20 protein-coding genes are annotated in these 24710 nt (G+C 65.3%); 11 read left to right on the top strand and 9 right to left on the bottom strand.

What is annotated here, in order from left to right:
- Positions 1-9 precede the first annotated feature (9 nt).
- Complete coding sequence (locus EL22_RS07850; protein WP_231587906.1) at positions 10-2193, top strand: hydantoinase/oxoprolinase family protein; 2184 nt, start codon at positions 10-12, stop codon at positions 2191-2193.
- Between the two features lie 23 nt (positions 2194-2216).
- A complete protein-coding gene (locus EL22_RS07845) occupies positions 2217-3917 on the top strand; it encodes a hydantoinase B/oxoprolinase family protein (RefSeq protein WP_156184086.1) in 1701 nt (566 codons plus the stop codon).
- Between the two features lie 33 nt (positions 3918-3950).
- Here EL22_RS07845 and pth2 read toward each other — a convergent pair whose 3' ends face one another.
- A complete protein-coding gene (pth2, locus tag EL22_RS07840) occupies positions 3951-4289 on the bottom strand; it encodes a peptidyl-tRNA hydrolase Pth2 (RefSeq protein ID WP_050050980.1) in 339 nt (112 codons plus the stop codon).
- 132 nt (positions 4290-4421) lie between these two features.
- On the opposite strand from pth2, the gene EL22_RS07835 reads away from it, so the two are divergent.
- The 4 genes from EL22_RS07835 (at position 4422) to EL22_RS07820 (ending at position 7469) form a co-directional block, all read left to right on the top strand.
- Positions 4422-5066 (top strand): thioredoxin domain-containing protein, encoded by a 645-nt coding sequence (locus EL22_RS07835; protein ID WP_050050979.1) that lies wholly within the window; start codon positions 4422-4424, stop codon positions 5064-5066.
- A gap of 99 nt (positions 5067-5165) precedes the next feature.
- Positions 5166-5768, top strand: a complete 603-nt coding sequence (gene dcd, locus EL22_RS07830) for a dCTP deaminase (RefSeq protein WP_050050978.1) — start codon at positions 5166-5168, stop codon at positions 5766-5768.
- A 94-nt stretch (positions 5769-5862) separates the two neighbouring features.
- On the top strand, positions 5863-6762 hold the full coding sequence (locus EL22_RS07825) for a thiamine-phosphate synthase family protein (protein ID WP_050051257.1): 900 nt from the start codon (positions 5863-5865) through the stop codon (positions 6760-6762).
- A gap of 32 nt (positions 6763-6794) precedes the next feature.
- Complete coding sequence (locus tag EL22_RS07820; protein ID WP_050050977.1) at positions 6795-7469, top strand: class I SAM-dependent methyltransferase; 675 nt, start codon at positions 6795-6797, stop codon at positions 7467-7469.
- Between the two features lie 114 nt (positions 7470-7583).
- Here the strand turns inward: EL22_RS07820 and EL22_RS07815 are convergent, their stop codons facing one another.
- From EL22_RS07815 to EL22_RS07790, 6 genes are all read right to left on the bottom strand, one after another.
- A complete protein-coding gene (locus EL22_RS07815; RefSeq protein ID WP_050050976.1) occupies positions 7584-7979 on the bottom strand; it encodes a hypothetical protein in 396 nt (131 codons plus the stop codon).
- A gap of 91 nt (positions 7980-8070) precedes the next feature.
- Complete coding sequence (locus tag EL22_RS07810; RefSeq protein WP_050050975.1) at positions 8071-8505, bottom strand: thioesterase family protein; 435 nt, start codon at positions 8503-8505, stop codon at positions 8071-8073.
- A 60-nt stretch (positions 8506-8565) separates the two neighbouring features.
- Positions 8566-9342 carry a DUF7001 family protein gene (locus EL22_RS07805; protein ID WP_050050974.1) on the bottom strand — a complete coding sequence of 259 codons (777 nt, stop codon included), beginning with the start codon at positions 9340-9342 and terminating at the stop codon, positions 8566-8568.
- Positions 9343-9349: 7 nt separating this feature from the next.
- Positions 9350-14599 carry a DNA polymerase II large subunit gene (locus tag EL22_RS19265; RefSeq protein ID WP_082146710.1) on the bottom strand — a complete coding sequence of 1750 codons (5250 nt, stop codon included), beginning with the start codon at positions 14597-14599 and terminating at the stop codon, positions 9350-9352.
- Position 14600: 1 nt separating this feature from the next.
- Positions 14601-15020, bottom strand: a complete 420-nt coding sequence (locus EL22_RS07795) for a PPC domain-containing DNA-binding protein (RefSeq protein ID WP_050050973.1) — start codon at positions 15018-15020, stop codon at positions 14601-14603.
- A gap of 126 nt (positions 15021-15146) precedes the next feature.
- On the bottom strand, positions 15147-15410 hold the full coding sequence (locus EL22_RS07790) for a hypothetical protein (RefSeq protein ID WP_050050972.1): 264 nt from the start codon (positions 15408-15410) through the stop codon (positions 15147-15149).
- A 162-nt stretch (positions 15411-15572) separates the two neighbouring features.
- Between EL22_RS07790 and serA the strand changes: the two genes are divergently transcribed.
- Both serA and EL22_RS07780 read left to right on the top strand, forming a co-directional pair.
- Positions 15573-17159, top strand: coding sequence for a phosphoglycerate dehydrogenase (serA, locus tag EL22_RS07785; protein WP_050050971.1), 1587 nt, complete (start codon positions 15573-15575; stop codon positions 17157-17159).
- 68 nt (positions 17160-17227) lie between these two features.
- Positions 17228-18034, top strand: coding sequence for a CPBP family intramembrane glutamic endopeptidase (locus EL22_RS07780; protein WP_050050970.1), 807 nt, complete (start codon positions 17228-17230; stop codon positions 18032-18034).
- A gap of 7 nt (positions 18035-18041) precedes the next feature.
- Here EL22_RS07780 and EL22_RS07775 read toward each other — a convergent pair whose 3' ends face one another.
- The gene (locus tag EL22_RS07775; RefSeq protein ID WP_050050969.1) at positions 18042-19061 is read right to left on the bottom strand and encodes a matrixin family metalloprotease; all 1020 of its coding nucleotides are present in this window, start codon (positions 19059-19061) and stop codon (positions 18042-18044) included.
- Between the two features lie 508 nt (positions 19062-19569).
- Between EL22_RS07775 and EL22_RS07770 the strand changes: the two genes are divergently transcribed.
- Positions 19570-21621 (top strand): helix-hairpin-helix domain-containing protein, encoded by a 2052-nt coding sequence (locus EL22_RS07770; protein WP_050051256.1) that lies wholly within the window; start codon positions 19570-19572, stop codon positions 21619-21621.
- 125 nt (positions 21622-21746) lie between these two features.
- Positions 21747-22877, top strand: a complete 1131-nt coding sequence (locus EL22_RS07765; protein ID WP_050050968.1) for an ORC1-type DNA replication protein — start codon at positions 21747-21749, stop codon at positions 22875-22877.
- Between the two features lie 30 nt (positions 22878-22907).
- Here the strand turns inward: EL22_RS07765 and EL22_RS07760 are convergent, their stop codons facing one another.
- On the bottom strand, positions 22908-23177 hold the full coding sequence (locus tag EL22_RS07760) for a hypothetical protein (RefSeq protein ID WP_050050967.1): 270 nt from the start codon (positions 23175-23177) through the stop codon (positions 22908-22910).
- A gap of 151 nt (positions 23178-23328) precedes the next feature.
- Here EL22_RS07760 and EL22_RS07755 point away from each other — a divergent pair, with 151 nt between their 5' ends.
- The gene (locus tag EL22_RS07755) at positions 23329-24615 is read left to right on the top strand and encodes a Tat pathway signal protein (RefSeq protein WP_050050966.1); all 1287 of its coding nucleotides are present in this window, start codon (positions 23329-23331) and stop codon (positions 24613-24615) included.
- The last annotated feature ends 95 nt before the right edge of the window (positions 24616-24710 follow it).

Raw genomic sequence — 24710 nt, 5'->3', positions numbered from 1 at the left:
ACCTCTCACATGAACGAATCAGACATGACGGACGGAATCGAATCGGACCAACCGAGCGACGACGAGACCCCGGCCGGCGATCGACCGGGGCGTTCGGGCGACGGTCATTCGAAACGCTCGAGCGACGGCCACTCGGAACGCTCGAGCAGCGATAATTCAGGCGACTCGAGCGCGGCGGAGACTCGAGTCGGCGTCGACGTCGGCGGGACGTTCACCGACGTTGCGCTCTCAGTCGAGGATCGACTCGTCACCGCGAAGGTGCCGACGACCGACGACCAGAGCGTCGGCGTCCTCGAGGGGATCGAAAAGGCCTGCGAGCGCGCGGGCATCGATCCGAGCGAGATCGACGAGTTCGCCCACGCGATGACGGTCTCGGTCAACGCCCTGCTCGAGCGCGGCGGCGCCAAGACCGCGCTGGTCACGACCGCGGGCTTTCGGGACGTCCTCGAGATCGGCAGGCAGAACCGGCCCGACCTGTACGATCTCGAGGCTGAGAAGTCGGATCCGCTCATCCCGCGACGTAGGCGATTCGAACTCGCGGAGCGAGCGACGCCCGACGGGATCGAAGAGGCGGTCGACCCCAACGAGGTTCGGGAACTGGCCGCGACGCTCCGCGAGCGCGACGTCGAGAGCGTCGCGATCTGTCTGCTCCACGCCTACGCGGATCCCGAGAACGAGCGGGTCGTCGCCGACGTGCTTCGGGACGAACTCGAGGTTCCGGTGTCGGCCTCCCACGAGGTGCTCGCGGAGTTTCGCGAGTACGAGCGGACCTCGACGACGGCCGTCGACGCCTACGTTCGCCCGGCGATCGACAGCTACGTCGGGCGGCTGGTCGACGAAGCCGAAGATGCGGACATCCCCGCGCCGCGAATCATGCAGGCAAACGGCGGCATCGCAGATCCCGAGACGGTGCGCCAGCAGGCGGTCACGACGACGCTTTCGGGACCCGCCGCGGGCGTCGTCGGTGCTGCAGCGACGGTCGACGACGACGCCGTTTCGGGACTGGTCACCTTCGACATGGGCGGCACCTCGAGCGACGTGAGCCTCGTCCGGGACGGCGAAGCCGAGCGGACGACCGACTCCGAGATCGACGGCCTGCCGATCCGGACGCCGATGGTCGACGTGAACACGGTCGGCGCGGGCGGCGGGTCGATCGCGTGGGTCGACGCCGGCGGCGCGCTCCGCGTCGGTCCGCGTTCTTCGGGCGCTCAGCCCGGTCCGGCCTGTTACGGCCGCGGCGGCACCGAACCGACGGTGACCGACGCGAACGTCGTGCTCGGCTACATCGGTCCCGAGACGGCGCTGGGCGGCGAGTTCACGCTCGACATCGAGGCCGCCCACGACGCGCTGGAACGGCTGGCCGAGGAAGCGGGCCTCGAGAGCGCGCTCGAGGCGGCTCGCGGGGTCTACCGCGTCGCGAACGCGACGATGACCCGGACGATCCGGTCGGTCACCGTCGAGCGAGGCCACGATCCGCGCTCGTTCGCGCTCGTTGCCTTCGGTGGCGCGGGGCCAATGCACGCGGCGGCGCTCGCCGAGAGCCTCGAGGTCGACCGGGTCGTCGTCCCGCGACCGGGCGGCGTCCTCTCGGCGTTCGGCCTACTCGCGGCGGACGAGAGCTACGACGCAGTCCGAACCGTCGGCGTCGACCTCGAGACCGCCGCCCCGTCCCGTCTCGAGGGTGTCTACGACGACCTCATCGCGGACGTGCGCGCCGAGGCCTCCGATCCCGACGCGGCTCGAATCGAGCGCACGGCCGACTGTCGGTACGCCGGCCAGAGCTTCGAACTGTCCGTCTCCGTCGGCGAACGGTTCGATCCGGCGGCGGTCGCCGAGCGATTCCACGAGGCCCACGAACAGGCCTACGGCTACGCGATGGACGAGACCATCGAGGTGGTCAACCTCCGAGCCGCCGCGACGGTCGACGGCCCCGACCCGCTCGTCCGTCACGACGGCGACGGCGAGGCCCGGATCGGGACGAGAGACGCGCACTTCCCCGGTCACGGCACGCGCGAGACCGCCGTCTACGAGCGCGATAGCCTCGAGCCGGGCGCGCCGATGGAGGGCCCCGCGGTCCTCGAGCAGGCCGAGAGTACCACCGTCGTCCCGCCCGCGTGGTCGGGCGAGATTCTCGAGGACGGCACGCTCGTGATGACTCGAGCCGAACCGGCGACCGGAGGAACGGGCCAATGAGCACACCGAAATCAGCTACACCGATGACCGACGACCCCATCGATCCGATCACGCTGGAAGTACTGCGAAACCAACTCGAGAGCGCCGCCGAGGAGATGGGCCAGACCCTGATCCGCGGGGCGTACTCGCCGAACATCAAGGAGCGCCGGGACTGCTCGACGGCGCTGTTCGACGCCGAGGGACGGATGGTTGCCCAGGCCGAGCATATCCCCGTCCACCTCGGCGCGATGCCGGAGTCGGTCGCGGCCGTCCGCGAGCACGATCCGAAACCGGGCGACGTGTTCGTGCTCAACGATCCGTTCACCGGCGGGACGCACCTGCCCGACGTGACGATGGTCTCGCCGATCGCGCCCGATTCGGAGATCGTTGGCTACGCCGTGTCTCGAGCCCACCACGCGGATGTCGGCGGGATGACGCCCGGTAGCATGCCGGCCGGTGCGCGCGAAATCTATCAGGAGGGGCTCCGGCTGCCGCCGATCAGGCTCGTCGAGGACGGCGAGATCCGATCTGACGTGCAGTCGCTCATTCTCTCGAACGTCCGCAACGCTCGAGAGCGCAAAGCCGACTTTCGCGCCCAGCTCGCGGCGAACGAACGCGCCGAAGCGCGCGTCGAATCGCTGATCGACGAGCACGGCGAGGAGACCGTACTCGCCGCGTTCGACGCCGTCATCGACTACTCTCGAGACCGGATTGCGAGCGAACTCGAGGCGGTTCCCGACGGCGTCTACGGGGCGTCGGACGTGCTCGAGGGCGACGGAATTACCGACGACGACGTGCGAATCGAAACGACGGTCACGGTCGATGGCACGAGCATCGACGTCGACTTCTCGGGGACCGCATCGCAGGTCGAGGGAAACCTCAACGCGCCGCTGGCCGTTGCCAAGAGCGCGGTCTACTTCGTCGTCCGGTGTATCACGGACCCCGAAATCCCGCCGAACGAAGGGTGCTACGATCCGGTTTCGGTTGACGCACCCGAGGGATCGGTTCTCAATCCCACGTCCCCCGCTGCGGTGGTCGGCGGCAACGTCGAGACCAGCCAGCGGGTCACCGACGTGGTCTTTAGCGCCCTCGCGAAGGCGACCCCGGACCGCGTGCCCGCACAGGGACAGGGGACGATGAACAACCTGACCATCGGCGCTCGAGACGGTTCGTTCACCTACTACGAGACGATCGGCGGCGGCTTCGGCGCTCGAGCCGGCGCGGACGGGATGGACGGCGTGCAGGTCGGCATGACGAACACGCTCAACACGCCTATCGAGTCGATGGAGACCGAGTACCCTATGCGGGTCGAACGCTACGCGTTCAGGCCCGAAAGCGGCGGTCGGGGGACGTTCCGCGGCGGGCTCGGCCTCGAGCGGTCGGTCACCGTCGAGACCGAGGCCACCGTTTCGCTGCTTACCGAACGGCGGCGGTACGCCCCAAGCGGGGTCGCCGGCGGCGAGGACGGTGCTCGAGGGGCGAATCTGCTCGAGTTGCCGGACGGCTTCGACCTCCCCGAGGGCGTCGAACTGGACGCGGACGCCGCGGCGGGAGACGCCGGTGAGTCGCTTTCAGCGGGCGAACGCGCGGTCGCCGCGAAGACGACGGTCGATGTCCCAGCCGGAACGACGGTCACGGTTCGGACCCCCGGCGGCGGCGGTCACGGCGATCCGGACGGCCGCGACCCGGCGGCGCTCGAGCGCGACCGAACCGACGAGAAAACAGCCGATTCGAGCGGGCGCTGAGGCGAGCGGCGGCCGTCGGCGAAACGTCCGCGCTTAGAACAGCGGCAGTTCGCCCGTCACGCGGTCGACGAGGTCTTCTTCTGCGGGGCCGACGGCCAGCGCGGTGACCGTTCCAGGCTCGAGTTGGGTGTGTCCGGCGTCGCGGATGAGCGACTGAGCGATTCCCTTGTGGTCTGCGATTTCGGAGAGTTCGTGGAGTTCGCGTTCGCTACTCCCCTTGAGGACGATCTTTTTCTGACCGCCGTTTTTCCACTCCCGCTGCGTTCGTTTGTCTGCCTTCTCGTAGGCCGAGAGGGAAGCGTGGGCGACCTGAGCGGCGAGTTTTCCCTGGCCCATCCCGATATCGGTTCGCGCGACGATGGCCTGTTTCATGCTCGAAGACTCGAGCGGGATCGATATAGGCGCGGCGATCAGTCGCGGCGTTGACTCGAGAGTCGCGACGGCGGACGACAGACGGGATGCCGATGTCACTACATATTTTACTCCGCGGTCGCTAGCACCCGCATGGACATCTCACGCCGACGGTTCGCGGCGACGGCCCTCGCCGGCACGGGAATTGCCGTCGCGGGCTGTCTCGACTCCAACACCGGAAACATCGACGGCGAGTTCGAACTCGAGGGCGAGTCGGCGCTTCCGGTCCCCGTCGCGGGCGATCCGGACGCGGACGTGACCGTCATGGTGTTCAAGGACTTCGGCTGTGGCGGGTGTGCGAGGTACACCCTCGAGGACGAGTTGAACATGTATCCGCGCCTCAAGGAGTCGTATATCGATCCCGGAGAGATCCGATACGAGTTCCACGACTTCCCGATCCCAGCCAACCCCGATTGGTCCTGGGAGATCGCAAACGCCGCCCGCTCCGTGCAGGATCAGGGCGACGACGAGGCCTTCTGGCAGTTCGAAACGAACATCTACGAGGCGTTCGGTAGCTACTCGCTCGACGTGGTCGAATCGGTCGCGAACGAGGCCGGCGTCGACGGCGAACAGGTGGTCACCGATACTGAAGACGGCGCCTACCGAGACGAACTCGAGACGGAAAAGGAACGGGCCAGCAACGCTGGCATCGAAGCCACTCCGACGGTTATCGTCGACAACGAGCAAGTCGAACTGTCCTACGACTCCATCGAGTCGGCGATCGAAGACGCGCTGTAGGGCGGATCGATGACGCCGGCGTCGGCCCGTGTCGCTTCTCGAGCAGCGGTCCCGAAACAGTTCAGTGGCTTTTAACTCCCACAGCGCGAGTGCTCGCACATGATCCTTTCCGACGCGGACATCCTCGAGCGCCTCGAGGAGGGCGATCTCGTGATCGACCCGCTCGACGACTACGAACTCCAGATCCAGCCGGCGAGCGTCGACCTCCGGCTCGGTCGGGAGTTCCTCGAGTTCCAGCGGACGAACATTCCCTGTATCCACCCGACATCGGAACGCGAGGTCGACGAGTACGTGACCGAAACGGTCGTCGAGGACGACGACGACTTCATCCTCCACCCCGGGGACTTCGTGCTGGGGACGACCCACGAGCGCGTCGAGATTCCCGCGGACCTCATCGCGCACGTCGAGGGTCGCTCCTCGCTGGGTCGCCTCGCCGTCGTCGTTCACGCGACCGCGGGACTGTGCGATCCGGGCTACCGGGGCCAGATCACCCTCGAGCTTTCGAACCTCGGCTCCGCGCCGGTCGCACTGACCCCCGGCATGCGGATTTCACAGTTGACGTTCACGGAGCTCAAGACGCCGGCGGACAGACCGTACGGAAGCGACCGGGGCTCGAAGTATCAGGACCAGGACGGCCCGCAGGCCTCCCGGATCCAAAGTGACGACGAGTTCGGCGGCGACCAACTCGGGCGTAGCGACTGATATCCGTCGGCGAACTGCCCTCATCGACGGCGAACGAACTCCACCGACGGTGAGCCACAGTTATCCCGGCGGGGTTCCTACGTCGGGCCAACGAATGAAATTCGTCGAAGAAATCGTCGTCGAGGAGTTTCTACCGACGGTTCGATCGATGCTAGCCGGCGAGCTTCGCGAGCGTGATCTCACCCAGAGTGAGGTCGCGGCGGTGCTCGGAATCAGCCAGAGCGCCGTCTCGAAGTACGCCCACGGGGACGTGACGATCAACCGGCAGATCACCGACGACCCGCGCGTCGAATCGCTCGTGGCGGAACTCGGCGCGGGGTTGGCAACGGGCGATACGACGCCGGTCCAGGCGCTCATCGAACTCGAGATCCTGATCCGGGACCTCGAGGGCGGCGGTGACGTTTTGACCGGGCTGCACGAGCAAGCGGTTCCGGAACTCGCGGAGTACGAATCCAGTTTTCGGGTACACGATCCCGAAAGCGACCTTCGGGCGGGCGAGCGCGTGCTCTCTTCGCTCCGGCGGGGCCTTCGCATCCTCGAGAACGCGAGCGGATTCGCGGGGTTGATCCCCGCGGTCGGGTCGAACCTCGTCGCCTGTACGCCCGACGCGGCGGGAGTCGACGACGTCGCGGGGGTTCCGGGGCGTATCTTCGACGTGAAGGGGAAGGCGACGGTCCCCGGCGATCCGGAGTTCGGCGTCTCCGAACACGTCGCATCGATATTACTCGCGGCGCGCCGACACGGGGCGGACGCGTCCGCGGCGGCGAACATCAAGTACGATCGACAGATCGTCGATACGCTCGCCGGTCGGGGTCACGTCACCGCCGAGTTCGACGGGTCGGACGACGTGACCTCGAGCGTCGGCGCGGCCATCGAGTCCCAGCCGGACGCGACCGTCCTCTACCAGACCGGCGGGATGGGAATCGAACCGATCACGTACGTGCTCGGCTCGGACGCGGAATCAGTCGCTGATACCGTTCGCTCGTTACTTTAAGCGCGGCGATCCACCTGCTATCTGAACCACCGATGACCGAAACGGGAACCGGAGACGCGCAGACGTTCTACGGACGATGGGCGCGACTCTACGACCTGTTGGCGCGCAGAACGCCGGGGATCGTCGCGCTTCGACGGCGGGCAGTCGAGGCCTGCCGACTCGAGCCGGGCGATACGGTCGTCGAGATGGGCTGTGGAACGGGGGCGAACCTCCCAGTCCTCCGGTCGGCGGTCGGCCCCGAGGGGACCGTCGTCGGAATCGATTTCACCGCCCCCGTCCTCGAGCGAGCGCGCGACCTCACAGAACGGTACGACAACGTCCACGTCGTCCGCGGAGACGCGACGACGCCGCCGGTTTCGGGGCCGATAGATGCGGTGCTCGCCACGTTCGTCGTCGGCATGCTCTCGGACCCGTCCGGTGCGGTCGAGGACTGGTCGCGACTGGTCGAATCCGGCGGCCACGTCGTCCTGGTGAACGCGGCGAGAAGCCAGCAGTGGTACAGCCCACCGATAAACGCGCTCTTCCGCGCGATCACGGTCCTTTCGACGCCGCCAACGATGAAGCTTCGCTACGATACCGCACCGACACGGCGGCTAGACGAGCGTATCAATCAGGCTCATACCGCCCTTCGAGAAAACGCAGACGCGGTCGCCCACGAAACGCACGCGTTCGGGATCGTTCGATTGACCGGCGGTCGAATCGAGTAACCGAACGCGTGCGAGGTCGTCGATCTCGCCGGGGTCTCGGTCACCTGCTTCCGCTCGGTGAATTCGGTCCTGTACGGTCGCTCGGACGACCCAACACTCCCCCGACCTCGTGGCTCAATCGGTCCTGCGTTCGCCGTCGTACTCGAGTTTGATATCGCCGACGACCAACGGCGGGACCGTCTCGGTTCGAACCGCCAGGGTTCGTACGACGGGCTCGAGAACGTCGAACTCGGGCCCCCGCTGGACTCGCAGCGGGTCCGTCTCCCAGCGGACGAACCCGTAGTCGGCCAAAAGCGGAAGGTGCCGATGTACGAGCGCAGCCCGAAGTTCGTGGTCTTCCGCGGCGGACTCTCGAGCGAGCGCCACCTTGGGGAGGTCGAGGAACTCCGCCGGCTGGGCCTCGAGAAGCGATACCAGAAGCTGCCGCCGCGGCTGGGACGACAGCGCGTCGAAAATGCGGTCCCGCTGTTCGACGACCCTCGTTTCATCTTGATAGGTGGGCGACACCATAACACCCTCCTGTATGAGAATAACACACATAATAGTTATTGTTCATGAAGAATCTCGAGCATCGGCGTGAACCGACAACGGCGTCGAACGATCACGACGCGTCGTTTTCGTCGAGCGAACCAGCTTCGAGACCGGGTTCGCGTTCGAGTAACGGCTCTCGAATCTCCGTGGGGAGTGGCTTCGGACAGTCTGTTTCCGGATCGAAGTGGACGTTCGTCGTCTCGCCGGTCGCCGCCACGTCGCCGTCGACTCTGAACTCGTATGCCATGGTCCAGCTCGTCTCGCCGAGGTCAGTCACCGACACGGCGACCTCGAGGTCGTCGTCGAGGGAGATCGGTTGGCGAAAGGAGAGCTCGAGGGTCACGATGACGAGTTCGAACTCGGTCACGTCGACGTCGAGGACCGATTCCAAATACGCGAATCTGGCTTCCTCGAGGTACGTCGAGTACACCGCGTTGTTGACGTGGTTCAGTCGGTCGATGTCTCGAAAGCGCACGGGAATAGACAGCGTGAATTCGTCGCTCATTGCTCGGTACTAGCGCCACCGACCCAAAAATGGACACCGAATCCTGCGGGTATCGAATCGTCAATTGCGGCCGTACAACGCGGCGTGGTCCGGGCAAAAAGCGGGTTCTCGAAGTTGGGCCTCGATTACGCCTTCGTGGCGGTGGGCGTTGAACAACCGACATCGCCGGTCGTCACAAAACGGCGTCCCCCTCAGGAGGTAATCTACCGGTTGCAAGACGTACCCCCTGAGCGCGTCCGTCGTTCGCGGATCGTCTTCTATCAGGAACTCGCCCTCGACGCGGTTCTCGAGTACCTCTCTCGGCGGCGAATCGCCCGACAGCAGCGCGTGTCGTTGTTTTTCTTTGTAGTAGCGCTCGGGCTTTGCTGGAGCCTCGTACAGTCCGGGGACGGAGACGAGCGCGGGTTGACCGAGGACGTTCACCCGCTTGTGCCAGCGCCCGTCGTGGTCGCCCCAGGTCCCGATCGCTCGATCGAGGACTGCGACGTGGAGCGCCTCGAGACCGCGTTCTTCTGGGGTTATCGCCTCGTTGAGCGCCCGCTGGACCTGCAAGCCGTCGTAGAGGACGCCCCCGCCGCGGTCGGGCGACTCGAGGACGCGCTCTTCGTATCGGACCGTCCCGAGCATCGTGTTCCCCGTCTCGCGGTCGGAGGGAGACCGAACGCGCGCCTCGGCGAACCGCTCGGCCAACTCGTCGGTGCGGTGGACATCGAGGAAGCGATCTCTCACGACGACGGATGCGTCGACCGACGACTGGAGGCACTGCTCGAGCCAGTCTGCGATCTCGTCGACCCGGGCTTCGGTCGACGGCGCTCGATACAGGACGACTCGGTCCATCGCCCGCTCAGTCGTCGGCGGGGGTCGCTCGAGCGGTCAGTTCGACGGGATCGGCCTCGACCTCGAGTTCGTCGAGCGCGACCTGGGCGGCGCGTTTCCCGGAGACGAGCATGGCACCGAACGTCGGCCCCATGCGCGGCAGTCCGAAGGTGGTCGCGGTCGCCATCCCGGTCGCGATCAGGCCCTCGTGGACGAGGCCGGTGTGTTCGACGACGGCGTCTTCGCTCTCGCCGACCCACATCGAGTCGTGGCCCGGAGAGTCGTGGCCGGGCGCGCCGTAGGTGTCGCTGTCGGTCTGGTCCATGACCTGCCCGCGTTCTTTGGCGTCCTGAATACCGGGCGCGTCGAGGACGCCGCGCTCGTCGAGTTTGGTGACCGCCATCGCGTCGTGGCCCGTCGCGTCGATCACGAGGTCCGCTTCGACGGCGATGGGGTCGACGCAGGTGATCTCCCGTGGCAGCGCGTGGACCGGCGTCCAGTTCATGACGATACCGCCGACGCGGTGGTCCTCCCGGATGACGATGTCCGTGAACTCGGTCATGTTCTGCATCTTCGCGCCTGCGTCACAGGCCGCCTTGATCAGGCCGGAACAGGCCTCCGGCCCGTTCGCGACGTACAGATCCTCGCTGTCCTGGGACTCCTTGTAGGAGACGTCCAGTTCATCGAGCACCTTCTGGGCGGGGCTTCGAACCGTGACCTTGTTCATCAGGAAGCCGCCGAGCCAGAAGCCGCCGCCGAGGTAGTTGTTCTTCTCGACGACCATCACCTTGACACCGCGCTCGGAGAGTTCCTTCGCGGCCGTGAGACCGGACGGACCGCCACCGACGATGATGACATCCGAATCCGAGAAGTCCATGAACTCCTCGGTCCACTCCTGTCCGATCGCTCTCGTTACGTCCGCTTCGCCGACGTCGCTGAACTGTTCGAACTCGCTCATACAACCAAGTAATAACACTGGGTGGTGAAAAAGGTATCGAGATGGACGATATCTCTCGCCAGGCGGGCAGATACTCGAACGCGTTCCCTCCGCGACGAAAACACCGAGAAACCAAGCGAGGTCTATGTCAACATCGACCGTCCGATTCAAGCAATGTGTCGATCCAGCGCGACCAATTCGAGCAGTTCGGGGGATTCCTTCGTGAGCACTCGCATCGATGATCTGCTGTAACGTTTCGAGCGGAAGCTTCCGCTTCGAGAGGCGATACTCGAGTAGACCCTTGGGTGGGTCGTGGGAGAGACCAACGGCAAACGCTTCTTGGACAGATTCCGTCGAGAAGTCTGATTCCCAAACCGTTCGCAACAGGTCTTCGATGTGTTCATCGATCAGGACGTACGGATCGTCGACACAGTCTGCGACATCGATTGTCGTCTCGATGGGATCAATATCGAGGTTTCGAGGAGCGACGATCAGATCACCCTTCTCGAGGTCGGATCCAGCGACATCCTCGATTCTGTCATCGTATCGGAAGAGGCTGTGGTCGGTCGTGATCTCGAGTTCGCGACCGAACTGTGTTGAAATACGAAGCAACTCTTCATCATCGTCTGCCTCGTACCGAATCGCCTTCTCGATGGGCTTCGGTGACGCCTCGTGGTCGTCGTCGAATGCATATGTCGTCCACCCCTCGAGCCCAGCGGCCTTCTTCTGGAACTTGCCGTCGATCTCGATTGGCACGTCGAGTTCGTCCCAGAACTCGTCGAAGGTCATGAACCGCAGGTTCCCGTCAGGATCGAACGCGATCAGCCGGGAGTCCTCGGCGACGCTGCCACCGCGCTTGTCGGGGAGGTACGACCGCGAGAAGTTTAGAAGACCGTCCATGAGTAACATGACACAGTCCTCGTCCCCATCGCATTGTGCCGTGTGGAGCCCGTTCGCGACGAGCGTGTTCGTGTCCGAAACCGTGAGGCAGTACGTGTATTTGACATCGGATGGGACAATTTCGGCCCGTTCTACTATATCAACCTCCGGACGGCCACCGTCCGCGATACCCGCTGTTCGCGTACTCGAGTTCGCTCCGTTCGTCGAGTCGGCGACCGCCGGCGTCGGAATCTCATCCCCGACCCCGAGTTCGCTCGCGGCGACTCGCTCGAGACCGTCGTTCCAGACGACCATCGTGTGATCCGGTGTAACCGTCACCGATCGACCGCTACGGGTTTCGACGCGGATCAGATGATCGGGTGCGGGATGTTTTGAAACGGCCTCGACCGACCGGGTTACGTGGCGTCCGTCGTCGTCGATCGACGGAACAGTAATGGATCCGTCGAGATCCTGAACCAGCGTCCCGAAGTCGTCTTCGCGTGGATCCGTCAGTCGTGACTCGACGAACGTCTCGATGGACGCCTCGTGTTCGATTTCGGAGCCGTCTATGTATCGAATCGTAGTTTTCGGGTGGAAACAGTTGCGTCGTTTCGCGGCATGAAAGTACGGATGAGCATATCCGACCGCCGCGCTCGTGAAACCAATCACTCGTCCGACAGTTGCTGCGCTCGTGTGGGGTGCCATCCCGAAGACGAGTTCGCCGACCAGTTCCTCGCGTTCCTCGAGTTCGTAGAAGGGCTCGAGGCCGTAGTACTGCTCGAGTAAGTCGTCGATGAAGTCGGCCGTCTGAAGCATGTGCTCGGCCGCACCGTCCGAGAGGACGATGTCCTGTACTTTGAGTTCGACCAGCTGGTCCTCGTGGACGAGCGCCTCGCCGTGGATGTCCTCCTCGTAGCCGAGCGCCTGCAGTTGGCCGACATCGACGTCGAGTTCGCTCGCGCGAACCGACGTGACCGGGAGGTCGGTCATGTCGTAGCGGACGGTGCCGTCTTTGAACGAGGAAACGTCGTGTTTCGCCCGGAGAATACCCTTCTCCATCGGTTCCGGGATCTTGTCCGCGGAGGTCAACCCCTTGACGCCCTTCAGGATGTCGAAGGCGTTCTCGCGTTCGCCCACTGTCTCGAGTGCGTCTCGGTACTCCTCGTTGAGGTCTATTTCGCGAGGTTCGACGCAGGTCGCCTCGGTGTCACAGCGGTCGCACTCGACGCGGCCGGCCTCGTCCGGTTCGATCGCCGAGTCACAGGACGGACAGCGGTAGTCGGGTTCGGTTCGAGCGCCACACTCCGGACAGCGGTTCTTGAACGTCTCCGTTTCGCAGGATTCACAGCGTTGGCGGCCGATCTGAATCTCGACGACGCCAGGCGTGTCGGACATCGTGTCGGCGTGCTTGCCGGCCTTGGCGATGTCGCGCTGTGCGCCGCCGGCTTCCCCGATGGGAAAGAGCGTGTGAACCGCGGGGCTGAGGTCTCGGCTTTCGGACTTCTCGGGCCGACCCATGCGGTTGCCGATTCGGGTCGGCGCGCGCTCGCGGACGGTGAAGGGCGCGACCTCGTTGACCGCCTCGATGGCGTTCTCGCCGCCGCTCGAGTCTCGCTCGCCGCCGGAGTCCGCTCCATCGGAACCACCCCACGTGCGCGCTCGCTCCGAGAGGTCGTCGTCGGTCCACGTTCGAGTCAACTCCCCGGCCTCGTCGCGAACGATCCCGAGCGTCCGTGCCAAGGGGAGCCAGTCGTCGACCTCGAGTCGGTCCTCGCGCTGGCGGTGTTCGGCGATGATCGTCTCGAGGGCGTCTCGAACCGTCTCCGAGCGCGCTACGACGAGCGTCTCGCCGGCGTTTTCGATGCGGGCGTTCGCAACCGCGTCGGCGAGCGCACAGAAATCGTCGACGGCGAGGTCGTGCCAGAGGTAGGTATAGTCGGGGTGGAGGGGCGCGTCGTACTCTTCGGCCCACTCGAGGGCGGCTTCGGCGGGCGGGTGTTCGGCGTCGACTCGCGGATCGTCGAGCAGCGCCTGGGCGTCCGCGCCGGCCTCGTCCATGTCCTGAATCCACCACTCGAAGACGTACGAGGCGGGCGCAAGCGGGTGGTTGTTCTCGACGAACTCGCCGTAGTTAATCAGGTACTCGCCGATGTCGAGGATCTCCTCGACGCCGTTTCTGATCTCGAGGGCCTCCTCGGGGTCGTCGATGCGTCGAACGTCGCCGTTGGCGAGTTTGACGGTCGGCCCCTCGATGGAGTCGACGGGGACGACGCCGTGGGCTTTCCCCGGTCGCTCGGTCTTGATCTGCGTGCCGGTTGCGAGGAAGTCGTCGACGAGGTGCATCGTCGCCGGATGGACGCCGCCGGTCGCGAAGCCGTGGTTGCGCGAGCGACCGTAGCGCAGTCGAAAACCGCCTTTCGCGCTCGGGTGGGAGAAGACCGGCCGGCCGGCGATCAGGTCTCGGAGGAACTTCTTCGAGGGATCGGGCCGAACCGGGCCGGCCGACTCGGGCGGTGGACTGTCTTCGTCGCTGGCGGCTTCGGCATCGGGCTCGCCGTCGGTGTCGGTTTCGTCGGCATCGACTGGGACCGTCTCGTCTGCAGGATCGTCGGCGTCGTCCTCGTAGTAGTTCCCGTCGATGAGGTCCTGCAGCCAAGGCCAGTCGATCTCCTCGAGCTGGGAGGTGTAGCGCTGGATCTTCGGCGCTTTCAGCGCGATCCCTTCGGCAAGCACGAGACACATCCCACCGCGCGCGGAGTTGGTGTCGACGCGCTCGAGGTCCCGAAAGCCGGAGACCTCCTCGTCGCCGGTTGCCTCCCCGTCTAGCATGATCGGGAGGTGTTTGGCGATGAACTTTGTCTCGGGATCCTTCGGCGAGTACTGGAGACCGGTCTCCTTGTCGTACAGGGAAATTTCCTCGGCGTACCGTTCGACCTCCTCGGAGCGGGCGTTGTACTGGTCGATACCGACGAGCGCGCGCGTGTAGTCGCCGACGAGTACCGACAGCGCCTGGGCGGTGCCGCCCGCCGAGCGGATCGGGCCGGCGTAGTAGACGTTGACGAACTCCGTGCCGTCGTCGTTCGAGAGGAGTTCGACCTTGTCGATGCCCTCGATGGGGGCGGCGACGACGCCTTCGGTCAACAGCGCGACTGCCGTGCGAACCGCGCCTTCGATCTTGCCGGCTCGCGTCTCGTAGTCGCCGACATCGCCCTCCGCGAAGTCCTCCGCGAGCGCCAGGGCCGCCTCCTCGCGGCTCATCTGACCCTCGAGTTCGCGGACGCGCTCGGCGACGCCGTCGATGCCGAGGATGTTCTCGACGCGGTCGGCCATGTCCTTGGCGACCGGGATCTCGACCTCGGGTTCAGGGTCTGCGCCGCGTTCTTTGGCGGTCTCGGCGACGTCGAACGCCTCGTCGAGTTGCGATTCCAGTCGCGAGAAATACTGCCGGTCTGCCTCGCGCATCTCAGAGCCAGAGATCGAGCGCGGTCGTCTCGTCGTATTCGCGCACCAGATCGTCCTCGAAGACGCGCATGTACACTTCGCCGGCCCAGACCGTCGCTTCGTTGAGGTGGCCAGAGATCGTCTCGCCGTCAGCGTCCGAGAGGACGACGTGGGTGTGGGCGAACCGTTCGTCGTCCAACCAGGCGACGTTGCCGACACAGCTTGCGACCTCGAGCGGCTCGTCCGCGTCGATCGTGTAGTACTCGAGGTCGCCCTGATCGTAGAAGGCGAGTTCGGCGTCCTGCACGGCCCCGAGGGCGGTAAACCACGCCGCACCGGCGTCGACCTCGGCCGCGAGCGATTCGATCTCCGCCCGCCAATCCGCGCCCGTCTCGAGGCGGGCGACGTACTCCGCGTCCGTCTCGACTTCGCTGTAGTTCATACTACGCACCACTATCCCGCGATAGAAAAATACCACCGATCGTGAGAGACGAACCCCGGGAGCTCGTCCGGACTCCGAGAGATCGACAGTCCGTACGCGGTTCTCGTCTCGCGTCTCGAGCGGCCCCTATAGCGACCGTCGGTAGCCACACGAGGGGCAACGCAGCGTGCCGTCCGCGACGATGAGGTGGCTCCGACCGCAGTGGCCACAGGGGCCGTCCATCGAGACGCCGGCCTCGCGGGCGACGGCGTTGACGGTGTTCTGGAGGCGGCCGAGGCGGCGTTCGGTCGCCTCTAGGCGCGCCGTCATCTGCTCGAGTTCGGCGCTGAGAGCGCGCTGGCGGCTCCGGGCGCGTTTCCTATCTGGGAGTTGGGTTTTTCGAGGGGTCACGGGTAATCGAATCCAGTACGCGGCCAGAGGACAAAACCGTGCTGTCCGTTCGGAAAGCCGAACGAAGTCGTTCCGCGACCCCAGCAATCCGCACCCGTGGTAGTTTTTGCCAGCTTCGGACACAACGGAAGGGTTTACCCTGTCGACGCAATTGACTCGCGCATGAAGGTTCTGGTTACGGATCCGATCGCTGACGCGGGGCTCGAGGTCCTCACGGACGCCGGCTACGATGTCGAAACGGCATACGAACTCGAGGGCGAGGCGCTCCTCGAGGCGGTCTCGGACGCCAACGGACTCATCGTTCGCTCCGGGACGGAGGTCACCGAGACGGTCCTCGACGCGGCCGAGGAACTGGCGATCGTCGGCCGTGCGGGCATCGGCGTCGACAACATCGACATCGACGCCGCGACCGACGAGGGCGTCATCGTCGCGAACGCGCCGGAGGGCAACGTTCGAGCGGCGGCCGAACACACCGTCGCGATGACGTTCGCGGCCGCGCGATCGATCCCGCAGGCCCACGTCCGCCTGAAGGATGGCGAGTGGGCCAAAAGCGACTACCTCGGGACCGAACTCGACGACAAGACCCTCGGCGTCGTCGGCCTCGGCCGCGTCGGCCAGGAGGTCGCAAAGAAGCTCGACTCGATGGGGATGGACATCGTCGCCTACGACCCGTACATCTCGGAGGACCGCGCCGAGCGCATCGGCGCAGACCTCGTCGAATTCGAAGCGTGTCTCGAGGCGGCCGACTTCGTTACCGTCCACACGCCGCTGACCCCCGAAACGGAGGGACTAATCAGCGACGAGGAACTCGAGCTGCTCGAGGGGGGCTACCTGATCAACTGCGCCCGCGGCGGCGTCGTCGACGAGGACGCGCTCGCGGCCAAAGTCGAAGACGGCACCCTCGAGGGGGCCGCACTCGACGTCTTCGCCGAGGAACCGCTCTCCGAGGACTCGCCGCTGCTTTTCGTCGACGACGTGATCGTGACGCCCCACCTCGGCGCGTCGACGGAGGCCGCCCAGGAGAACGTCGCCACCCAGACCGCAGAGCAGGTCGTCGCCGCCATCGAGGGCGAGCCGGTCGCGAACGCGCTCAACGCCCCCTCGATCGACGAGAGCGCGTTTCCGCGCGTCGAGCCCTACATCGATCTCGCCGAAACCGCTGGGAAGGTCGCCGCCCAGCTGCTCGACGGCCGCACCGAGAGCGTCGAGGTGACCTACGAGGGCGACATCGCGGACGAAGACGTCGAGTTCGTCACCGCGAGTGCGCTCAAGGGCGTCTTCGAACCGCTCGAGTGGCAGGTCAATACCGTCAACGCACCGCAGATCGCAGAGGACCGCGGCGTCGATGTCACCGAATCGAAGACCCGACAAGCCGCCGACTTCCAGAGTCTGGTCTCCGTGACCGTCGGCAACGGCGACTCGGAGCTGTCGGTCGACGGGACGCTCTTCGCCGGCAACGATCCCCGAATCGTCCGCATCGACGGCTACCGCGTAGACGCGATCCCCCACGGTCGGATGGTCATCACGCGAAACACCGACGAACCGGGCGTCATCGGCCTCATCGGTTCGATCATGGGCAAACACGGCGTCAACATCGCCGGGATGTTCAACGCCCGCGAGACCATCGGCGGCGAGGCGCTCACCGTCTACAACGTCGACAGCGACGTTCCGGAGGCCGCTCGAGACGAACTCGAGGCCGACGACCGGATCATCGGCGTCTCGGACATCACTCTGAACGGTCAGAACTGAGCGGCCCACTCGCCGTTCGGACCTTCCGCGACCGGCACGTTCTTCGTTCTGATCCCCCGATAGTCAGTATGGACGACCCACAGTCGAATCCGCCGAGTGCTCCCGAGCAGTCCCCGCCAACCGGTCCCCCCTCGCGGTCGGGGCTGATCGCGGTGCTGGGATCGATCGGGTACATCATCGGCGCGTACATCTTCACGTTCGCCGTCCTCATCGTGCTGATGATCGGTGCCATGCTTTACCTGGCCGCGACCACCGGCAACATCGAACAGTTCGACGCGATCATGGAGGGCGAGAGCTACGTCCTCCTCGCCGGCCTGGAATCGGGACTACTGGGACTGGGCGCGTTCGGGCTCGCCGCGCTGTCGGCCGCTCGCGGCTGGATACCGAAACCGGAGTTCGGGCTCTCGAGGCCGACCCGCCGCCAGATCGGCGTGAGTCTCCTCGCCATCGCCGGACTCGTCGTCATCCAGGCCGCGCTCTCGCTGGCCAGTTCTGCGCTCGGGATCCCTGCCTCGGAACACTCGCTGATCGGCGGCGACGTCTCGCCGTACTACTACGTCGCACTCGCCGTCATCTCGATTCTCGTGATCGGCCCCGCCGAAGAGTTGCTGTTCCGGGGGCTGATCCAGAACTACATGCGCCCCGCGTTCGGCTCGACCGGGGCGATCATCGGGACCTCGCTGCTGTTCTCGAGCTTGCACCTCCTGGCGTACCTCACGACGACGCTTTCGGCCGCCGTCGTCTCGCTCGGGGTCGTCTTCGTCCTGTCGCTGGCATTCGGCTGGCTCTACGAGCGGTACAACAATCTCTATCTGGTGATGTGGATCCATGGCGGCTACAACGCGACGCTTTTCTTGCTGCAGGCGACCCTCTAGCCCACTTTCAGTCGTCGGTCCACCACTCCCCCGAGACGTGTTCGACGGTTCGAGTCTGGAACGGCTCGGGGTACTCCTCGGACTCGAGGCCGTGGAACGCGCCGAGATAGTAGCCAACGAACCAGCCGATCGTATCCGCGCGGGGAGTCGCCAGCCCCACGCTGTAGTCGTCGGTCGCGATTTCGGGTTCTGACACACCCGTACACGAGGTAGATTCGTTCGCGTCACAGTACTCGCGGTCGTCGGCGACGACGATCGAGACGTTCGCCGGGCGGTCGGCATCGATCGAATCGGATCGAGAGGGATCGGTGGTACTCTCCGACCCGGAGCTGGTGTCGATTTCGGTCGTTTGCAGGTCGTACGAGACGGTTTGCTCGAGATTGCCGTCGGCCCACTCGTCCCAGTATTCGAGTGCGCGCTCGGTTTGCTCGCGGGCCGTCTCGTGGTCGTGGTACTCCCGATCGAGCAAGAGCGTGACCTCGGGGCGTTGTTCGGCCGGCGTCACGCTCCCGCTGGCCTGCATGATCGGCTGGGGCTCGTCGTCGTGGTCGAGTCCGAGCGTGTGCCCGAGTTCGTGGATGAGCGTGTCCTCGGTGCTCGAGTTCGTCCAGCCAGCTTCGATGGCGATCTCGGTCGTCGCAGGTGCTCGATCGGTGACGAGATCCGCACAGCCGATCGTGCGCGTATCGAAGCTACCGCAGGCGGTGATGTTCTCCCGCCAGTCGATCTGTACGTCGGGATTCGTCGCGTCGGGCTCGAGCGTGTACTCGATCGGATAGCCCGCGTACTCGCTCGCGTTTTCCTCCCAGTATGCGAGTGCGTTCGCGACGAGCGGAGTGACGTTTCGCTCGGCCGCGCTGGTGTCGAGGCCGACAGTGAGCGTGTCCTTCCCGTACGGATTCTCGGAGTGTACGTTCGCGGTATTCGGCGCGTCAGGTTCGTTGCCCATCGGATCGATTGGGACGCTCGCACAGCCCGAGAGGGCGAGGAGCACGACAAGCGCGAGCGCGAGACGAGCGGTTGACACGCCTGACTGTCCGGCGAGCGAGGAAAAAACTCTGGTGTCCGTGGTATCGCGTATTCAACGCCCGAAGGATCCCCACCAATCTCGTCTCCAACACCCACAGTTCTCGTGTCCACCCACAACTTCCGTGTCCACCCGCAACTCCCGTGTCAACCCACAGCTCCCGTGTCCGTCCGCAACTCCCGTGTCAACCCACAGCTCCCGTGTCCGTCCGCAACTCCCAGTGGATCGGCGCGCGCTGGCGGCGTGCCCGAACGCCGAGAGCGCGCCGTCATCCGTGGACTGTCTTCGGTCACGGAGTGACCGAACGGCCTGCAAGTCGCGAAGCGCCTTCCAGTGAATGAGTGAGCGGCGCGGAACAGCGAACGGCGACGCCGTGAGCCTGCGAGCGAACGAATCGGTTGGGGAGGGCAAGGCGCGTCAGAAGGGGTCGGCGTTCAAGCGATCCTCGACGCTGGCGATGACCGCGCGGGCGGGGGTTTTTTCTCGCTTCGATGGGATACGCCGGTCGATGGAACTCGAGACGATTCCGGGCGTCGGCGAGAAGACGGCTCGGTCGCTCGCGACGCTCGAGGAACCCGAGCGGGCGCTCAAATCGGGCGACGTGGCGGCGCTCGCGAAGGCACCGGGAATCACGCAGGGGCGAGCCGCCCGCATCGCGCGCGGGGCGATCCGCCGCAAACACGACGACCCCGGCGGTTTCCTCGCGACCGAACGCGCACGCGAAGTCTACCGAGAGGTGCTCTCGCTGTGTCAAGAACGTACCGTGACGGAGTACGGCGCCCAGCGTCTCGAGACGATCTACCCGAGCCCCTGTCAGTCGCGGATCGAGGAGGTACAGACCTTCGCTCGCGAGGCGATCGAACGCGATCCCGATCCGGCGGTGCTGGAAGCGCTCGAAGGGGTCGAACCCCTCAAGCGCGGGGGAGACGTGCAGGTTCGCGAGCGGTGTCTCGCGACGACCGACGCGGAGCGATACACCGCCGCTCGCGAGGCGATTCCGGAACTCTCCGTCGAAGTGGTCGAAGACGCCCAGGGACTTGCCGAACTCGCTCGCGGCTACTCGACGGTGATCGCCATCGACGAGACGTTCGCTGGCGTCGCCGTCGACGGCGACGTGCAGGTCCGCCCCGACGCCCTCGAGAATCCCGCGGAGATCGTCCCCGAACGCTCGGTCGCCTTTTTCGCCCGCAACCGCGACAGCTTGCGGGCTGCGATCGCCGTCCACCGCAACGCCGACCTCGAGACCGACTGCGACCTCGCGGCGCTCGAAGCCGGACTCGCCCGGGTGAACGACGACGGCACCGTCGCCGGTGACGACGAACTGGATCGACTCGCGACGGCGGTCGACGACCTCGAGGTATCGGTCGGGGCGGCCGAATCCGTCGCGAACGACCACCTCCGACAGGCGATCCGCGAACAGGACGTGACCATCGAGGGGGCGGACCTGCTCTCGCTGGTCGAACAGGGCGCGGGCGTCGACTCGCTGCTCTCTCGAGAACTAGCCGACGAGTACGCACAGGCGGTCGCGGCCGCCCGCGAACACCTGATAGACGCGCTCGACCTCGACGCGGGCGAGGCCGAAATCGCGCGGCGGACGTTCGGAGACGAGCCGACGTTTCCGGTCGAACGCGACGAGGACACCGTTTCTCGACTCCGCGAGGAACTCACAGCGACCAGAGAGCGCCGCGAAGCGCGACTGAAACGAGAACTGGCGGCCGATCTTGCCGATCAGCGTGGGGCCGCGGCGGATCTCGTTCGAAACGCCCTCGAGTTGGATGTCGAACTCGCTATCGCTCGCTTCGCGCGCGATTTCGAGTGTACGATGCCCGAGTTTGTCGGCGGATCGGCGGGGTTGGCGGAATCGACGGGGTCAGCCGCGTCGACGGATTCGGTGAACTCGAACGAGTCGGCTGACGACCGCGGGTTCGAGATCAAGGGCGGCCGGTCGCCGTTGCTGTCGGAACCGCTCGAGGCGATCGAACCCGTCGACTACGGCGTCTCGGGTGTCGCGCTCCTGTCGGGAGTCAACAGCGGCGGGAAGACATCAACGCTGGATCTGGTCGCGAGCGTCGTCGTACTGGCACACATGGGGTTGCCGGTCCCCGCGGATCGGGTTCGACTCGAGCGCTTCGAGTCGATGCACTATCACGCCAAAACCCAGGGAACCCTCGACGCGGGCGCGTTCGAGTCAACGGTCAGGCAGTTCGCCGACATAGCCGGCGACGGGGCGGGCTCGCTGGTGCTGGTCGACGAGCTCGAGAGTATCACCGAACCCGGCGCGTCGGCGAAGATCATCGCGGGCATACTCGAGGCGTTATCGGAAAACGGCGCGACGGCGGTGTTCGTCTCCCACCTCGCAGGCGAAATCCGCGAGATGGCGGCCTACGACATGGCCGTCGACGGCATCGAGGCAGTGGGACTCGTCGACGGCGAACTCGAGGTCAACCGCTCGCCGATCAAAGACCATCTCGCGCGCTCGACGCCCGAACTGATCGTCGAGAAGTTAGCAGACGAGCGCGAGGCCGTCTTCTACGATCGATTGCTCGAGAAGTTCGAGTGAGTCGGCGGCTCTCGAGTGACCGCGATAGCTGATCGCTCCTCGTGGGGTAAATCGGCCGAAAGAATCGGAAACGGAACCGCGTACGCCGAAAACAACTAAGTAGCTCCGAAAGCGTGGTGGAACTAATGGATGGGGACCCCGACGAGGGGATGTTGTCGTGGGACGAATCCGTGTTCCGGAACGAACACGTCTTCGAGATCGACTACGTTCCCGAGACGTTCAAACACCGCGAGAGTCAGACCCAGAGTCTGACATACGCCTTGCGGCCCGCGGTTCGCGGGTCGCGCCCGCTGAACGTGATGGTCCGCGGACCGCCCGGAACGGGCAAGACCACTTCGATTCAAAAGCTGTTCGACGAGGTCGGTGCACAGACTGGCGACATTCGAACGATTCGGGTCAACTGCCAGGTCAACTCGACGCGGTACTCGGTGTTTTCGCGGCTGTTCGAGGGAACCTTCGACTACGAACCGCCCTCGTCGGGCATCTCCTTCAAGAAGCTGTTCGGCCAGATCGCCGAGAAACTCGTCGAGCAAGACCGCGTGCTGGTCGTCGCGCTCGACGACGTGAACTACCTCTTTTACGAGAACGAGGCCTCCGACACGCTCTACTCGTTGCTTCGCGCTCACGAGGAGTACCCCGGCGCGAAGATCGGCGTCGTCGTGGTCTCCTCCGATCCGACCCTCGAGGTGATCGACGAACTGGACTCGCGGGTCCAGAGCGTCTTCCGCCCCGAAGACGTCTACTTCCCGGTGTACGACCAGCCCGAAATCGTCGACATCCTCGACGAGCGCGTTAGAAAGGGGTTCAACGACGGAGTCATCTCCCGAGACACGCTCGAGTACGTCGCCGAGCTAACGGCAGAAAGCGGCGACCTCCGGGTCGGGATCGACCTGCTTCGGCGGGCGGGACTCACCGCAGAAATGCGCGCCAGCCGCGTCGTCGAGCGCGAAGACGTCGAAACCGCCTACGAAAAGTCGAAATACGTGAGCCTCTCGCAGAGCCTCTCGGGACTCAGCGACACGGAACGCGCCCTGCTCGAGGTCATCGCGACCAACGACGGCGAACAGGCCGGCGCCGTCTACGACGCCTTCCGCGAGGAGACCGACCTCGGCTACACGCGCTACTCCGAAATCGTCAACAAACTCGACCAGCTCGGCCTGATCGAGGCCGACTACGCCGAAATCGACGGCCGCGGTCGCTCGCGGTCGCTGACGCTCGCCTACGAGAAAGAGGCCGTGTTGGATCGGCTCGAGTGAATTCGCTCCGGCTCGTAGAGTTCGACGTTTTCAGGCCTGCTCGAGATCCTTGCGATACGTCTCGGCGTGCTCGATCGCCCGGTCGACGGCTGCTTCTGTCTCGCCGCTTGCGCGTTCGCGCAGTTGCCTGAGCGTGTTCAGGTGGTCGTCGAGCATCGTGTGATCGACGCGGTCCGTCTCCGACTCGAGTCGGCCGAATTCCCCCGCGGCCTCACTGAGGTCGTCACTGATATCGTCCTCGGCGGTGTCGGCGGCGTCCTCGAGTTTCGTTCGGGCGTTTTGCAGTTCGGAAGCGACCATACTGACTCCCACCACGACGCCGGTCAAAACGCTGGGGGTGGCGCACGCGAGGGGCAAGTCAATCCCGTGGCGGCGACGACGCTGCGAATCCGGCTTCGATGGCGAGTCCCCGAAATACACATATATATTTCTCGAGGCCAACGTTCCGCTAGTGACGATTCCCGAGCGTGGCGGACTCTCCCGACGAGACTACCTCCGAGCGGTCGTCGCGGTCGGCGGTGCCAGCGCCATCAGCGCCTGTCTCGACGAGCGCGGGGAAGTCGACGTGCCCGCTGGAACCGACGACCCAGACTCGCTTCCAGCGCGCCAACATGCCTGGAACGAGTTCCTCGAGACCGACGACGACGGCAACGTACGACCGCCAGAACACCACGTACTCGTTGCGCTCTCGCTCGCGAGCGACCCCGCCGATAGGGACGATGGAGATTCGTTGACGGAGCCAGCGGAGACGGTCGAGGGCAGCCTGCAAACACTCGAGCGAGCCTACGAATGGAGCAACGACGGGCTGTTGTTCACGGTAGGGTATACGCCGTCGTACTTCGATCGATTCGACGGGGAGCTCCCGGAAACGGTCGATCTCCCCGTGCCGGAAGCGCTGACGGACCGGGAAGATCCCGCGTTCGACGAGTTCGATGCACTGCTCCACCTCGCCAGCGATCACCCCGAGGTCGTGCTCCGGGCCGAAAAAGCGCTCTTCGGAGAACTCGAGACGGTAAACGGCGAGCCAATCGAGACGGATCTAACTGGGGTGTTCGAGCGACTCGAGGAGCGCCGCCGAACCGGGTTCGTGGGTCCGGGGCTGCCGGCCGAACACACCGACGTCGACGGCGTTCCGGACTCGGTCCCGGAGGAGGCACCGTTTTTCATGGGCTTTCGATCCGGGTTTCGGGAGAGTCAGGCGACCGAAGACCGAGTCACGATTCGGGACGGACCCTTCGCCGGCGGGGCGACCCAGCAGCTCTCGTCGCTCGACGTCCAGCTCGACGTCTGGTTCGAACAGGAAAGTCACGCCCAGCGCGTGATGAAGACGTTCAGTCCGGACCACGACGAGGATCAGGTCGGCGAGGTCGGCGAAGCGCTCGAGACCTCGAACGGACTGACCGACGAGCAGATCGACGACACTGAGGCCGACGCGCGGAATCGTGGCGTCGTCGGCCACGCCCAGAAGGCGGCGCGGGCGCGCGAAGACGGCGAGCAGATCATCCTCCGGCGAGATTTTAACACGGTCGACGGCGATGCTCCCGGCACTCATTTTCTATCACTCCAGCGGGAGATGGACGACTTTCTGGCGGTCCGGGAGGCGATGACGGGGGCCGACCTCGACGTTGGGATCAGCCAGAACAACGGCATTCGTAGCTACATCTTCGTCGGTCGGCGCGGGAACTATCTCCTCCCGCCCCGGTCGCGTCGGGCGCTTCCAACACCGAGGCCCGACTGATCGCCGTCCCAGCGGCCCGACAGCACGATGACGCCGAACGTACGACGACCGTCGACGGACGAGACGAGCATCGATTCCAGACGACCGCCGATGAC

It is taken from the genome of Halostagnicola sp. A56, from assembly GCF_000691505.1.
GTDB lineage: Archaea > Halobacteriota > Halobacteria > Halobacteriales > Natrialbaceae > Halostagnicola.
Note: the sequence above shows the minus strand (reverse complement) of the source record. Positions and strands in the feature narration are given on the sequence as shown.